This window comes from Pseudomonas cerasi (assembly GCF_900074915.1).
GTDB classification, from domain to species: Bacteria; Pseudomonadota; Gammaproteobacteria; order Pseudomonadales; family Pseudomonadaceae; genus Aquipseudomonas; species Aquipseudomonas cerasi.
Map to the genome: position 1 here is coordinate 49965 of NZ_LT222313.1, position 12382 is coordinate 62346.

At 57.5% G+C, this 12382-nt stretch carries 10 protein-coding genes and 5 pseudogenes; 6 read left to right on the forward strand and 9 right to left on the reverse strand.

Features of this window, described 5'->3' with window-relative positions; all coding sequences use genetic code 11:
* Positions 1–86: 86 nt before the first annotated feature.
* Together cueR and PCPL58_RS00260 are read right to left on the reverse strand one after the other, a co-directional pair.
* Positions 87–485 (reverse strand): Cu(I)-responsive transcriptional regulator, encoded by a 399-nt coding sequence (gene cueR / locus PCPL58_RS00255; protein ID WP_005782518.1) that lies wholly within the window; start codon positions 483–485, stop codon positions 87–89.
* Positions 482–2866, reverse strand: a complete 2385-nt coding sequence (locus PCPL58_RS00260) for a heavy metal translocating P-type ATPase (RefSeq protein ID WP_065348569.1) — start codon at positions 2864–2866, stop codon at positions 482–484. The genes cueR and PCPL58_RS00260 overlap by 4 nt, the downstream gene beginning before the upstream one ends.
* A gap of 157 nt (positions 2867–3023) precedes the next feature.
* Here PCPL58_RS00260 and PCPL58_RS00265 point away from each other — a divergent pair, with 157 nt between their 5' ends.
* The 3 genes from PCPL58_RS00265 (at position 3024) to PCPL58_RS00275 (ending at position 5508) form a co-directional block, all read left to right on the forward strand.
* Positions 3024–3221: a heavy-metal-associated domain-containing protein gene (locus PCPL58_RS00265; protein WP_005782520.1), complete on the forward strand. Its 198-nt coding sequence runs from the start codon at positions 3024–3026 to the stop codon at positions 3219–3221.
* Between the two features lie 230 nt (positions 3222–3451).
* Complete coding sequence (locus tag PCPL58_RS00270) at positions 3452–4138, forward strand: heavy metal response regulator transcription factor (RefSeq protein WP_005782521.1); 687 nt, start codon at positions 3452–3454, stop codon at positions 4136–4138.
* Positions 4135–5508, forward strand: a complete 1374-nt coding sequence (locus PCPL58_RS00275) for a heavy metal sensor histidine kinase (protein WP_065348570.1) — start codon at positions 4135–4137, stop codon at positions 5506–5508. The genes PCPL58_RS00270 and PCPL58_RS00275 overlap by 4 nt, the downstream gene beginning before the upstream one ends.
* A gap of 73 nt (positions 5509–5581) precedes the next feature.
* Here the strand turns inward: PCPL58_RS00275 and PCPL58_RS28550 are convergent, their stop codons facing one another.
* The 6 genes and pseudogenes from PCPL58_RS28550 to PCPL58_RS00300 all read right to left on the reverse strand — a co-directional run bounded on the left by PCPL58_RS28550 (position 5582) and on the right by PCPL58_RS00300 (position 8922).
* A complete protein-coding gene (locus PCPL58_RS28550; protein ID WP_083188266.1) occupies positions 5582–5908 on the reverse strand; it encodes a four-helix bundle copper-binding protein in 327 nt (108 codons plus the stop codon).
* A 300-nt stretch (positions 5909–6208) separates the two neighbouring features.
* Positions 6209–6671, reverse strand: a pseudogene (locus PCPL58_RS00280) (DUF411 domain-containing protein).
* A 35-nt stretch (positions 6672–6706) separates the two neighbouring features.
* Positions 6707–7263, reverse strand: a pseudogene (locus PCPL58_RS00285) (arsinothricin resistance N-acetyltransferase ArsN1 family B).
* Between the two features lie 28 nt (positions 7264–7291).
* Positions 7292–8027, reverse strand: a pseudogene (gene arsH, locus PCPL58_RS00290) (arsenical resistance protein ArsH).
* A pseudogene (locus tag PCPL58_RS00295) lies at positions 8027–8499 on the reverse strand (arsenate reductase ArsC). Before PCPL58_RS00295 ends, arsH begins: the two co-directional pseudogenes overlap by 1 nt.
* A gap of 70 nt (positions 8500–8569) precedes the next feature.
* Positions 8570–8922, reverse strand: a pseudogene (locus tag PCPL58_RS00300) (metalloregulator ArsR/SmtB family transcription factor).
* A 196-nt stretch (positions 8923–9118) separates the two neighbouring features.
* On the opposite strand from PCPL58_RS00300, the gene PCPL58_RS00305 reads away from it, so the two are divergent.
* The 3 genes from PCPL58_RS00305 to PCPL58_RS00315 all read left to right on the forward strand — a co-directional run bounded on the left by PCPL58_RS00305 (position 9119) and on the right by PCPL58_RS00315 (position 11708).
* Positions 9119–9394: a metal/formaldehyde-sensitive transcriptional repressor gene (locus tag PCPL58_RS00305; RefSeq protein ID WP_065348571.1), complete on the forward strand. Its 276-nt coding sequence runs from the start codon at positions 9119–9121 to the stop codon at positions 9392–9394.
* A gap of 20 nt (positions 9395–9414) precedes the next feature.
* On the forward strand, positions 9415–10326 hold the full coding sequence (gene dmeF, locus PCPL58_RS00310) for a CDF family Co(II)/Ni(II) efflux transporter DmeF (protein WP_065348572.1): 912 nt from the start codon (positions 9415–9417) through the stop codon (positions 10324–10326).
* 419 nt (positions 10327–10745) lie between these two features.
* Complete coding sequence (locus PCPL58_RS00315) at positions 10746–11708, forward strand: tyrosine-type recombinase/integrase (protein WP_065348573.1); 963 nt, start codon at positions 10746–10748, stop codon at positions 11706–11708.
* Positions 11709–11733: 25 nt separating this feature from the next.
* Here PCPL58_RS00315 and PCPL58_RS00320 read toward each other — a convergent pair whose 3' ends face one another.
* Positions 11734–12054 (reverse strand): hypothetical protein, encoded by a 321-nt coding sequence (locus PCPL58_RS00320; protein WP_083188267.1) that lies wholly within the window; start codon positions 12052–12054, stop codon positions 11734–11736.
* Between the last annotated feature and the right edge of the window lie 328 nt (positions 12055–12382).

The window sequence follows — 12382 nt, forward strand, 5'->3', positions numbered from 1 at the left end:
TACCTGACGGTACCCTGATTCGTAGGTACCGCAACTGCAGGGCGCCTGGCTTAACACGCTGGCTGGTCTGACATCGGCACTTTGCGCTATTTGCCCTTGACTCCGGCCAACGAGTCGAGAATGGCGCAGGTAGAATCGTTATTGCCCTGGCATTCATTGATCAAGGCCTGCAGCGTATCGCGCAGGCTGATGAACTCCTCGATTTTGCGGTTCAAGTCCTGCACATGAGCATTGGCCAGCGCTTTTACGTCGGCACTGGCACGGTGTCGGTCGCGTTGCAGTTCGAGCAGGGTGCCGACTTCCTCCAAGGAAAAGCCCAGGTCTCGAGCACGTTTGAGAAAAGCCAGGGTATTCAAATCGGCAGGCCGGTACTGGCGATAACCGCTTGCTGTTCGTATGGCAGGCTCAAGCAAACCAATACTTTCGTAATAGCGCAGCATCTTGGGCGTCAGCCCACTGGCGTGTGCAGCTTGGCTGATGTTCAAGGTATGTCCTCCAATGCCGGTTGCCAGCGTTTGAGCAGCAAGGCATTGCTGACCACGCTTACGCTTGAAAAGGCCATGGCTGCGCCGGCAAAAACCGGATCGAGGAGGCCGAACGCTGCCAATGGGATGCCAATCACGTTATAAACGAAGGCCCAGAACAGATTTTGGCGGATTTTGCGGTGGGTGCACCGGGCGATATCCAGCGCTGCCGGTACAAGTCGTGGATCACTGCGCAGTAGGGTGATTCCGGCGGCATGCATGGCCACATCGGTACCGCTGCCCATGGCAATGCCGACATCGGCGGCCGCCAGGGCGGGAGCATCATTGATACCGTCGCCGACCATGGCCACCCGTGTGCCTTTCGCCTTGAGACCTGCAACGACGGCCGCCTTTTCGGCCGGCAGTACCTGGGCATGAATGTTCTCAATACCCGTCTGAGCAGCGATCTGCCGGGCACTGCTCCAGGTATCCCCGGTAATCAAGTGGCTGCTGATCTGACGTGCTGCCAAGGCCGCTACAGCCTGCTGGGCGCCAGGCTTAAGCGCATCGCCAAACGCGAGCAAGGCCAGCACCCTGGGCGCAGCGCCCAGCTCGATCAACCAGGACAAGGTCCGGCCTTCGGCGTCCCATAGCTGAGCGTGTTCAGCTAACGCGCCTGGTTCGAGCCCTAGCTCTTCAAGCCATCGGCCATTGCCCAAGGCAAGCTGCCGGCCTTCGACAGAGCCTTGGACGCCACGACCAGGCAGCGCACGGACGCTGTCAGCCATTGGGGTATCAAGGCCGCGTTCACTACAGGCCGCCAGAACAGCACGACCCAGGGGATGTTCACTACCTCGTTGCAAGCGGCCCGCCAGCGCCAAGGCTTCCGCTTCGGGGATCGAAGCTACCGCCATATGCACCAGATGGGGCTCCCCTGAGGTGAGGGTACCGGTTTTGTCAAAGGCCACCGCTTGCACGGCATGGGCGACTTCCAGGGTTTGTGCATCCTTGATCAGGATGCCGTGACGTGCCGCAACGCCGGTGCCTGCCATGATTGCAGTTGGAGTGGCCAAGCCCAAGGCACAAGGGCAGGCAATGACCAGTACGGCTACCGCGTTGATCAGCGCCGTCTCCCAGTCGCTCCCTGCCAGCAGCCAGCCCACAAGCGTTAACAGGGCAATGCCGAGCACCACCGGCACAAAAATTTCGCTAACCTTGTCCACCAGGCGTTGGATGGGTGCCTTGGCCGCCTGTGCGTCTTCAACCAGACGAATGATCCGCGCCAGTACGCTCTCTCCCCCAAGGGCTGTGACCTGAACGATCAGCGTGCCTTCACCGTTGATGGAGCCACCAATGACCTTGTCGCCGGCTTGTTTGGCCACCGGTCGGCTCTCGCCACTGATCAGGGCTTCGTCCGCATAGCTGTCGCCTGTCTCAATGAGGCCGTCCACCGGGATGCGCTCGCCGGGCCTGACCCGTACACGTTCTTTCAGGCGTAAGTCAGCCACCGCAACCTCCTGCTCACGGCCATCAGCTTCCAGACGTAGGGCGCGCTCGGGCCTCAACCCCTGAAGCGCACGTATGGCTTCACCGGTCTGCCGCTTAGCTCGGCTTTCAAGGTATTTGCCCAGACGGACCAGGCCAATCACGACAGCTGCAGCTTCTAGATAAAGGTGGGGGAACTGGCCGGGCACAGCGGTCACGGCTTGGTAGACGCTCAAGCCATAAGCAGCGCTGGTCCCCAGGGCGACGAGTAAATCCATATTGCCAGTGCGGGCCCGTAGCGCTTTCCAGGCTGCGCGGTAAAAACGGGCACCGAGCAGGAATTGCACCGGTGTGGCCAAAGCGAACTGAAGCCACACCGGCAACATGATGTGAATGCCTAACGGTTGCAGCAGCATGGGCAGCACGAGCGGAGCGGCCAGCAGCAAGGCTGCGATCAACGCCCAGCGCTCCTGTGTGAGTCGAGTATTTTCAGCGGCTGGGACCTTGGTAGTGGGAGGTTGAGCCTGGTAGCCCGCGTTCCTTACGGCGGCGATCAAGGCCTGCACAGACGTGCCTGCTATGGCAGTGACATGGGCCTGTTCGGTGGCCAGATTGACGCTGACCTCGCCCACGCCGGGCACTTTGCGCAAGGCCCGTTCGACACGGTTAACGCAACTGGCACAGGTCATGCCGGTGATGCTCAATACGAGGGTTTCGTCCGGGACCCCGTAGCCGGCGCGGGTAATCGCCTCACGTAAAGCCGGCATGGCGTCCTGCGGCGCTTCAATTCGGGCTTGCTCGTTGGCCAGATTCACACTGGCTTCCTGTACGCCGGCCACTTTCTTCAGCGCACGCTCCACGCGACCGGCACACGCGGCGCAGGTCATCCCTTGGATAGGTAGATTAAATTCAGCCATGGCGGATTCCTCGCTATCAATGAGTAGAGGATCAACCTTGACCTCATGTAAAGGTCAACCTCCAACCGCGCCTAACGCTTAAGAACAGAAGAGGCTTGACCTTGACCTCATGTCAACGTTGAAAGTAGCGCTGCCCCCCATGATTTGGAGACACGCTATGTATCAGTTCAACGTGCAAGGCATGAATTGCGGTCATTGTGTCAAATCGATCACCGCAGCGGTCACGGCTTTGGACAGTGAGGCCACGGTCGATGTGGACTTGGAAAGCCGTACCGTACAGGTTCAAAGCCGCCAGCCAGCGCAGGCCCTGCTCGAAGCAATTCAGGAAAAAGGCTATCCCGCTGAGCTTGCCTGATTCCTGTCCTTCCCTTAGGTTCAGGCTTTCCTAAGACGGTTCTTTGCAAAAGAAACGGCGCCTGGACAGGCGCCGGAGACCAAGGAGCGGAGGTCTTTGAAGAGAGCTGAGCCCAGACTAGCCCTTGGCAGCTGACGTGCACCTGATTGGCCGATTACATTTGTGTAAGGTGGCACCACACCTATCGGTTTGTTGGCAGACTAAACCCATCTGCAAATGAGATCGCTGTCATGAAACTGTTGGTAGCCGAAGACGAACCGAAGACTGGAATCTATCTGCAGCAAGGCCTGCGGGAGGCCGGCTTCAATGTGGACCGCGTGGTCACAGGCACAGATGCCGTTGACCAGGCGCTCAATGAAGCCTATGACCTGTTGATTCTTGACGTGATGATGCCGGGCCTGGATGGCTGGGAAGTCATCAGACGCCTTCGCACCGCTGGCCAGTCCGTACCGGTGCTGTTTCTGACCGCACGCGACGGGGTAGACGACCGGGTCAAGGGCCTGGAGCTGGGCGCCGATGATTACCTGGTTAAGCCATTTGCTTTTTCAGAACTGCTGGCACGGGTGCGAACACTGCTACGGCGCGGCAGCAGCAGCCTGCCGGTTCAAACAAGCCTGCAAATCGGAGACCTTCAGGTGGATTTGCTCAAGCGTCGGGCGACTCGGGGCGGCAAGCGAATCGACCTTACGGCCAAAGAGTTCGCACTGCTGGAGTTACTGATGCGCCGGCAAGGTGAGGTGTTGTCCAAATCGCTGATAGCTTCCCAGGTCTGGGACATGAATTTCGACAGCGACACAAATGTTATCGAGGTGGCGATACGGCGGTTGAGGGCCAAGATTGACGATGACTTCGAGGCAAAACTGCTGCATACCTGCCGGGGGATGGGTTACATGCTAGACGCGCAGGACGAAGGATGAAGCCTGGCTCACTCACCCTGCGCTTGAGCCTTTTGTTTGTGGTCGCGGTCGCCGTCGTCCTCATGATCGTGGGCGTTGCCTTCAACGAGCTGAGCCGTCACCACTTTCGCGCCCTGGATGCGCAAGCGCTGGGAGAAAAGCTGGAAGCGATTAACCAGATCGCGAAGGAATCAGGCGCAAACCCGGAACTGCTCAAGGCGCGCTGGCACACCCTCCTGGGGGCACATCCCGATCTCAGTGCTGTATTTCTGAAGACCGATGGGACGCCTTTTTTTGCAGAACCTCCCCAATCAGCGGCGCCGTCGCTCGCGCAGGCCACCCAGCGCGATGGCGTCTGGGAGTGGGAGAACGAAGGCCGCATGTTCAGGGCCCTGACCGCCTCGATATCGCTACCCACTGCCAGCCCACCGCTGACCGCCTGGCTTGTCCTGGATGTGACCACGCATATGCACTTCTTTGCCATGCTCGAACGCTGGTTCTGGGGCGTTCTATTGGCCAGTACGGTGTTGAGCGCTGCCCTAGGGTGGCTGGTCGCCAAGAACGGACTGCGCCCGGTAGCCAGGGTGACCCAGACCGCTGCGTCGATGTCTGCAGGCTCGCTGAAGGAGCGGATTCCCTTGGAGCCGGTGCCGGATGAGTTGCGTGAGCTCATCACCGCGTTCAACTCAATGCTTGGCCGCCTGGACGATTCCTTTGTGCGCCTATCGAATTTCTCTGCTGACATTGCGCACGAGCTCCGTACACCGATCAGCAACCTGCGGACCCACACCGAAGTTATCCTGGCCAAAAAGCGTGCGCCCGAGGTGTACGAAGAGAATTTGAGTTCCAACCTGGAAGAGCTCAATCGTCTTTCGGAAATCATCGACGCGATGCTGTTCCTGGCCAAGTCCGATAACGGGCTAATCGTGCCGGAGTCTGCTGAACTGGATCTGAGAACAGTCGTCAGCAAGCTGTTCGGCTATTACGAGTTTCTGGCCGAGGACAAGGGGATTCAGCTCCAAGCATCAGGCAACGCCTCGATCTTCGCGGACAGCGTGATGATCGACCGTGTCGTGTCGAATCTGTTGTCCAATGCCCTGCGCTACACGCCGTCCGGGGCGACGATTGAGGTCAGTATCCACGACCATGGCGGACGGGTAGAGCTTCGGGTGGAAAACCCTGGCCCCGAAATAGCCCCGCAGCACCTGGACCGCATCTTTGATCGGTTCTACCGAGTGGACCCGGCGCGGCGAGAAGGCGCCGGGAATGCGGGGCTGGGTCTAGCGATTGCCCGGTCCTTGATGCAAGCACATGGCGGCACTATCTCGTGCACGTCAACTAGCTGCCGAACAGCCTTTACCCTAACGTTTGTGCGCTGTCACCATTCATGACTTCGCTAGGGCAATATCAAGATCATACAGCCTCGCAGCGGCTTGTACTCTGCCTTCCTGGCCAGAAGTTGACTTAGGCTGCCACCGCCTCACAGGCCTGAGCACAGGCATGGCAAGCCTGAGCGCAATGCTGGCAGTGATCGGCCTCGTGGTGGCCGCACTCGTCTGCGCAGGCTGTGCACGCTTTTGCGCACAGGACGCAAAATTCTTTGGCCAGAGGACTTTGGCGAGCCATCAAGGTCGCCGCGAGTCTGCACAAATCTGCACAATCCCTATCCAGCTTTATGCATTTCGCCATCATTTGAACATCGTGCTCTTGCAAGCAGGCCGAAGCACAGCTTTCACATGCCATCGCACAGCGTAGGCACTCTAAAATGTAGTCATCATATCCACTGTTCATGAGGTAATCTCCGGGGTTGACGGTCGATTTACACTTTGGACTCGATGCCTTCTTTTCGAAGACGCAGTAAGTCCGACTGATCCATGCGCTGCGAGTTTCTCAAGTTTCATTACATTTTTGTAAGGGAAGGCAAAGGCTATCTACCATTGCTTTGTTAGCTCTATGAAGACCACTTGCTGCAAAGCAGTACCGGATCAAGCGAATAACTTTTTCGCTAAATCGGCCGGTACCCTCACATCAGCTATAGGCGCAGCTGTCGTCCCACTAAGCCAGCACAAGCTCAGTGGGTATGGAGAAGAGTCACTGCGACAGGTAGTCAGCCACCACCTCCTGCTCGCCGGTCTTTTTCAGTCCGATGACCTGATAAGCGCTTTTGTGCCCTGTTTCCATACCTGGTGAGCCCATAGGCATGCCAGGTGCCGCCACGCCGACCAGGTCGGTCCGGCGTTCAAGCTCAGCGATCTGTTGCACCGGGACATGCCCCTCGATGAACTTGCCGTTCACCCACACCGGTGTGACATGACATCAATTTCTCAGGCACACCCAGCTTGGCCTTCACCGGGCTCATGTTTTCTTCCAGATGGTCATTGACCGTGAAGCCATTGTCCCGCAGGTAAGCAATCCACTTGGAACAGCATCCGCAATTGGGGTCCCGGTAAACGTCGATCACGTGCGCAGGAGCGGCTTGTGCCACTGACGCGACAGCCAGTGCCATGGCTGCGACAGCGCGCCGTCCAGCGGTAGTAAGGCTTATAAATTTCATGTGCGGCCACTCTATAAAATGAAGTGATTTCCAGCCTACCTTGCCTCGATAAGCTGGCTAAACGGAACAATTGGCCCAGGGGATGTTGCACTGTTCAAACGCTTGCGCCAGTACCCGACGTCATGCCATTTGCCCTGCTTGAAGCCGACTTCGGTATAAGTGCCCAAGTGCTCGAAACCTAGCGCTTCATGTAGCCCTACGCTTCCCTCATTTGGGAGCCGCGATACCGGCATAAGCGGTGTGAAATCCCTGGCGTTCCAGGACCGGAATCAGGCGTGCGTACAGCGCGCGGGCGATGCCGCTACGATGCGCTTCAGGAGCCACATATACGGTCACGTCCACTGACCATTGGTAAGCTTCTCTGGCCCTGTGCTGGCTGGCGTAGGCATAGCCCACCACTAGACCCTCGCGCTCCGCAACCAGGTACGGGTATTTGGGCCAGGGTTGATTCGATGCGATGCGCCATCTCTTCTACGGTCGGCGGTTCCAGCTCAAAGGAAATGGAGGTGCGCTCCACCATCGGGCCGTAGATACCCTGGATGGCAGCGGCATCCGAAATGGACGCGATCCTGACCATGCTGCTGGCGCTCATTTCAAACTCCTTGGGGTTTATAGCCTGCTCAGACGGACTGCTGATTCACGCGCAGGGAAAGCGCCTCGGCGCTTTCCTTACGCTCGGAGTAGCCGGTCTACCAAGAACGCCTCACGGCCGCGAATAAGCAGGGTGAATTTCATCAATTCCTCCATGACATCAACCATTCGGTCGTAGTAACTGGAAGGCTTCATGCGGCCAGCCTCATCGAACTCCAGAAAGGCCTTGGGTACGGAGGATTGATTGGGGATGGTGACCATGCGCATCCAACGGCCTAAAATTCGCAGTTGGTTGACCGTGTTGAAAGACTGCGAGCCTCCGCAGACCTGCATCAACGCCAAGGTCTTGCCTTGCGAAGGGCGTACCGCGCCCAGTGCCAGGGGAATCCAATCAATCTGAGCCTTGAACACTGCAGACATCGAGCCATGGCGTTCAGGAGAACACCACACCTGGCCTTCCGACCACATCACCAGGTTCCTTAGCTCCTGCACCTTGGGATGCTCCACCGGTGCGTCATCGGGCAGGGGTAGACCGGACGGATCGAAGATCACGGTCTCTGCGCCCATAAGCTCCAGGATCCGGGCCGCTTCCTGGGTCAGCAACCGGCTAAAAGAGCGCTCCCGAGTGGAGCCGTAGAGCAGCAGGATTCTTGGCCTATGTGCCGGTGGCTCGCCCTCGGCGAGTTGATCCTGGGCGGGGATGTTCAAAAGCGATACATCTAGGCTTGGAAAATCGCTCGGATCTGTCTCTATCGAATTGTTCATCACAGCGCGCCTATCTCATCAAGACCGCGCTTTAGCTCCGTGGGGCCGGAGAGCGTTGAAATCAAGCGCGAAAAAGGCATCGAAGCGCCGGCGGATATTCTCCACCGTGGCGTCAAACGCGGCTTGGACCTCCTCATTGGTGCCATGGACGTCCGAGGGGTCAGACAGGCCCCAGTGGCTTTTGAGGGCGGGTCCGAAGTATACCGGGCATGGCTCGCCCCCGGCCTTGTCGCAGACGGTGATAACGATATCAGGCGGGTTGTCCTGGAAACTTTCCGATCCCTTGCTGTAGAGCGTCGAAGTATCGACGCCTAGCCTTTGCAAGGTACTCACTGCGCAGGGATTTAAACGTCCGCTGGGAAAGCTGCCAGAGCTGACCGCCGTCATTCCTTCAGGCGCAAGGTGGTTGAACAAGCCTTCAGAGAGCACGCTACGGCAGCTATTGGCCAGTACACATAAACAGAACTTTCATGCATTGATCCTAAGCGTGAARGCTCATTCGCAGGGCACGCGATCGAGATGTTTGAGGACGATGGCAAGGGTCAGCAGCAAGCGGCTTGCCGCACAGGACGGTCTTGCATGGATTCGAGCCTACTGGAGTCTCGATCAACCCAGCCGTGATTGGCTTTAAGGGTTACCTTAAGCACCTCTCGGACCCAGGCTGGCAATTGAGGATGAAGGCGGTAGTAGATCCATTGTCCTTGCCGGCGATCCTCAAGCAGTCCACAGGTGCGCAACTGGGCTAGGTGGCGGGAAACCTTCGGTTGATTGTCGCCCCAGCGCCCAGATAAGTTCGCAGCACGCATAGCTCACCCTGCGCGGTCAGCATGAGCATGATGCGGGTTCGAGTCTCGTCGCCTAAGCATTTGAAGAGGGTTACCGGGGAGAAATCCATAGCATGCTCAGCCGTATATTCGGAGATTCGAATATACAGATGTAATTCACTTCGCGAAATGTCTGAATACGCGATTGGTACGTGCGGACTCAGCACTTAGGTGGGGTGTGCCGCGCATGAATGGAAACCAGCTTCAGCCCGCATTGCATGGAAGGATTGGGTGTGTAATTCTTTGCATAGGTAAGGGGGGTATCCTATGAGCCATACAGCATCAAACAAAGCCGATCTGCTCAAACGTGTGAAGCGCATTGCAGGCCAGATCCAGGCGGTAGAGCGCGCTCTTGAGTCAGATCACGACTGTGCAAAAACACTTCACCTCGTGGCCGCCACGCGCGGAGCTATCAACGGCCTGATGGAGGAAATCGTCGAAGATCACGCCAGGGAGCATGTAGCGAATCCGGCGCTGAGCGACGAAGAGCGCGCCAAGGGCGTCGAAGAGCTTCTCGAAGCCATTCGACGTTATTCCAAGTGATCCACGCAGGCTCGAATTTCATGAAAAGCAACACCAGCTTTACGCACGAGCACGTGTATCTCGGATCGGCACATGATGAGAATGCAAAGCGCACCCTTTGGGTGGTGATACTTACCGTTGTGATGATGGTCGGTGAGATAGCTGCTGGGTACCTCACAGGGTCCATGGCTCTGCTGGCCGATGGATTTCATATGGCTACCCATGCAGGTGCGTTAGGGATCGCAGCTGCGGCCTACGCATATGCCAAGCGCCATGCGTCCAGCACTCGCTTCAGTTTTGGCACCGGCAAGGTGGGAGATCTGAGTGGCTTTGCATCAGCATTGATCCTGGGATTGGTATCTTTGGGGATTGGCGTTGAATCGGTCATTCGATTGTTTCAGCCTACTGGCGTCCAGTTCGGGACGGCAACGTTGATTGCCATCGCAGGCTTGGGAGTCAACATTGTAAGCGCTCTGCTGCTCGGCCACGGCCATGATCATGATCACAACCATAGTTCTCACGGGGGTGATAACAACCTGAGGTCAGCGTACATCCATGTGATTGCCGATGCTCTGACATCTGTTCTTGCCATCGCCGCCCTGCTAGCCGGCCGCTACCTCGGATGGGTCTGGCTTGATCCAGCCATGGGTATTGTGGGCGCGATTGTTATCGCACGGTGGGCTTGGAGCCTGATGGGCGCTACTGCGGGTGTACTGCTTGATCAAACCGACAGCCATGTTGCCGACGAAATTCGCGAACTAGTTGAACAACCTGGCGATGCCGAAATTACCGACCTGCACGTGTGGCGTGTCGGCCCAGAGGCCCATGCTGCAATCGTTAGCGTTCTTGGTGGCACTACAACGAATGCGGATAGCATCCGTGATCGGTTGAAGCCTGTTCACGAAGTTAGCCACCTCACGGTTGAGTTTCGAGCAGCATCGCCTGCTACGTAGAGCTTGATGATAATAGGCAAGGCCCCCTTCAACGGGCGCGAGCGCACGCCTTGCCTACTCACGCTATTGATTCTGGAACCACCATGACTTCAAGCAAACGTGACCACCCTGGCATTGAACGCCGTTTGATTGCAAGTCTCACAGAAGCATGCGAAGCCGCCAAGGTTGCATGTCGGCTTCGACTGGATATCCCATGAGCCGACTCCAAGCGTTCCTTTAAAGCCAGCGGCCCGTCTGGCGTCGCTGACTCCGCGCTAACTACAACGTATCAAGCATCTGTCGCTGCTTACCAACGTAAGAAATACGTTATCACCAGTTTTTTCCGCTTGTCGGTTTTGTAGGCATGGGCAGCGTTAGACGTTGCTTTCGTGACTGGATGAGTGATCAATGATCAAGAGCGATCCAATAATGGGAATTTTATGCAGGAACTGACGAAAGCCCATCAGAATGATCAGCGTCGGCTTACGTCGGTCGAATTTCAGACGCTGGCCCAGGTTCCGGCCGCGGTCGAGTGGTTTGCCAACCTGGACAATCCGCGAACCCGCCGTGCCTACCAGAATGACCTGGAAGACTTCTGTGGGTTTGTCGGGCTGGCCTCGGCCGATGAGTTTCGTGTGGTCACCCGATCACACGTTTTGGCCTGGCGTGCCCAGCTCGAGCATCGCGGTCTGGCGGGCGCTACGATCCGCCGCAAATTGGCCGCGCTGGCCAGCCTGTTTGATCACCTCCTGGAAAGCAATGCGATCGCTGGTGGCAATCCCGTGCATGGGGTGAAACGACCCAGGATAGAAAGCAACGAAGGCAAGACGCCGGCACTGGGTGATCACCAGGCAAAGGCGCTGCTCGAGGCGCCGGATGAAACGACGCTTAAAGGGCAGCGCGACCGGGCACTATTGGCTGTTCTTCTCTATCACGGGCTGCGCCGTGAAGAAGCGGCGCTGCTGCAGGTCAGCGACATTCAGGAGCGCCGCGGGATTCAGCATTTGAAGGTCCACGGCAAAGGCGGCAAGGTGCGCTACCTGCCGCTGCACCCAATCGCGGCCGGCCGCATTCATCAGTACCTGGAAAGCTCGGGGCATCATCTGGCCGACAGGAAGGTGCCGCTGTTCATACCGCTGCGCGGCAAACTGACGGGTGCCGGCATCACGGCCAACGGCATCTATACCGTCGTGACGGCCTATGCGAAAAAGGCCGGGATTGAGGTCGACGGCCTGGGCGTCCATGGACTCAGGGCAACCGCAGCCACCAATGCCCTGGAGCACGAGGCCGACATAGCCAAGGTCCAAGCCTGGCTGGGTCACGCCAATATCAGCACGACCAAGATCTACGATCGGCGAGAGAATCGCCCGGAGGATTCGCCGACCTTCAAAGTGAAATACTGAGCCACTGCCTGTGTAATCAGCAGATTTAATTAGCTGGCTTGATCGAAACCAGGTCCACGTACCTGTATTTCTTGCGGGCAATCTTCATCGCATCTACTTCAGCCTGAAGACGGCTGAGCGTGTCGGCTTCATGTGTGATCAACTCCGACGTGCCCTCATACTCGTTACCTACACGCAACGTTACCACGAGCTTTGGTACAAAATTCTTGGCCTTCTTTCGCTTGGCAGCTGCTTTTGCAGATTGGTTGTTGTCTGTATTTGGCTGGGGCTGTGGAGCGGCTGAGCGCACTGTTGACCCGCCCGATCCAAACAATGCTTGACGCATTTCTTCTTCGGTCATTTTCATGACCGCTCCGTGACACCTGGTAGGGCTGATACCCTTGTCAGTGAGCCCCCGGCCTGACTCTCTTAAGATTGGGGACCCTTTAGAATTGCTCAACGTTATCATCTGCCTTGGGAAAACCAATGAAAGCACTGTTACTTTTTACCTCTGCCGCTTTGCTCGCAGGCTGTGTGCGGTCTAATCCAGCCCCGCCAGTCCTTCACTCTTATGGCAATGACGCATTGCCGAGCGATCAAGTCATGGCCTTTCAGACGGCTGATATGCGCCTTAAGTACCGGGACGCGCGTATTGAATATGATCCCCGGGGATGCGCCCGCTATCAGGGTATTGC

Coding starts and splice junctions, on each gene's coding strand:
- PCPL58_RS00260 (WP_065348569.1), bottom strand. CDS start 2,866: ATGGCTGAATTTAATCTACCTATCCAAGGGATGACCTGCGCCGCGTGT.
- PCPL58_RS00265 (WP_005782520.1), top strand. CDS start 3,024: ATGTATCAGTTCAACGTGCAAGGCATGAATTGCGGTCATTGTGTCAAA.
- PCPL58_RS00270 (WP_005782521.1), top strand. CDS start 3,452: ATGAAACTGTTGGTAGCCGAAGACGAACCGAAGACTGGAATCTATCTG.
- PCPL58_RS00275 (WP_065348570.1), top strand. CDS start 4,135: ATGAAGCCTGGCTCACTCACCCTGCGCTTGAGCCTTTTGTTTGTGGTC.
- PCPL58_RS28550 (WP_083188266.1), bottom strand. CDS start 5,908: ATGAACAGTGGATATGATGACTACATTTTAGAGTGCCTACGCTGTGCG.
- PCPL58_RS00305 (WP_065348571.1), top strand. CDS start 9,119: ATGAGCCATACAGCATCAAACAAAGCCGATCTGCTCAAACGTGTGAAG.
- dmeF (WP_065348572.1), top strand. CDS start 9,415: ATGAAAAGCAACACCAGCTTTACGCACGAGCACGTGTATCTCGGATCG.
- PCPL58_RS00315 (WP_065348573.1), top strand. CDS start 10,746: ATGCAGGAACTGACGAAAGCCCATCAGAATGATCAGCGTCGGCTTACG.
- PCPL58_RS00320 (WP_083188267.1), bottom strand. CDS start 12,054: ATGAAAATGACCGAAGAAGAAATGCGTCAAGCATTGTTTGGATCGGGC.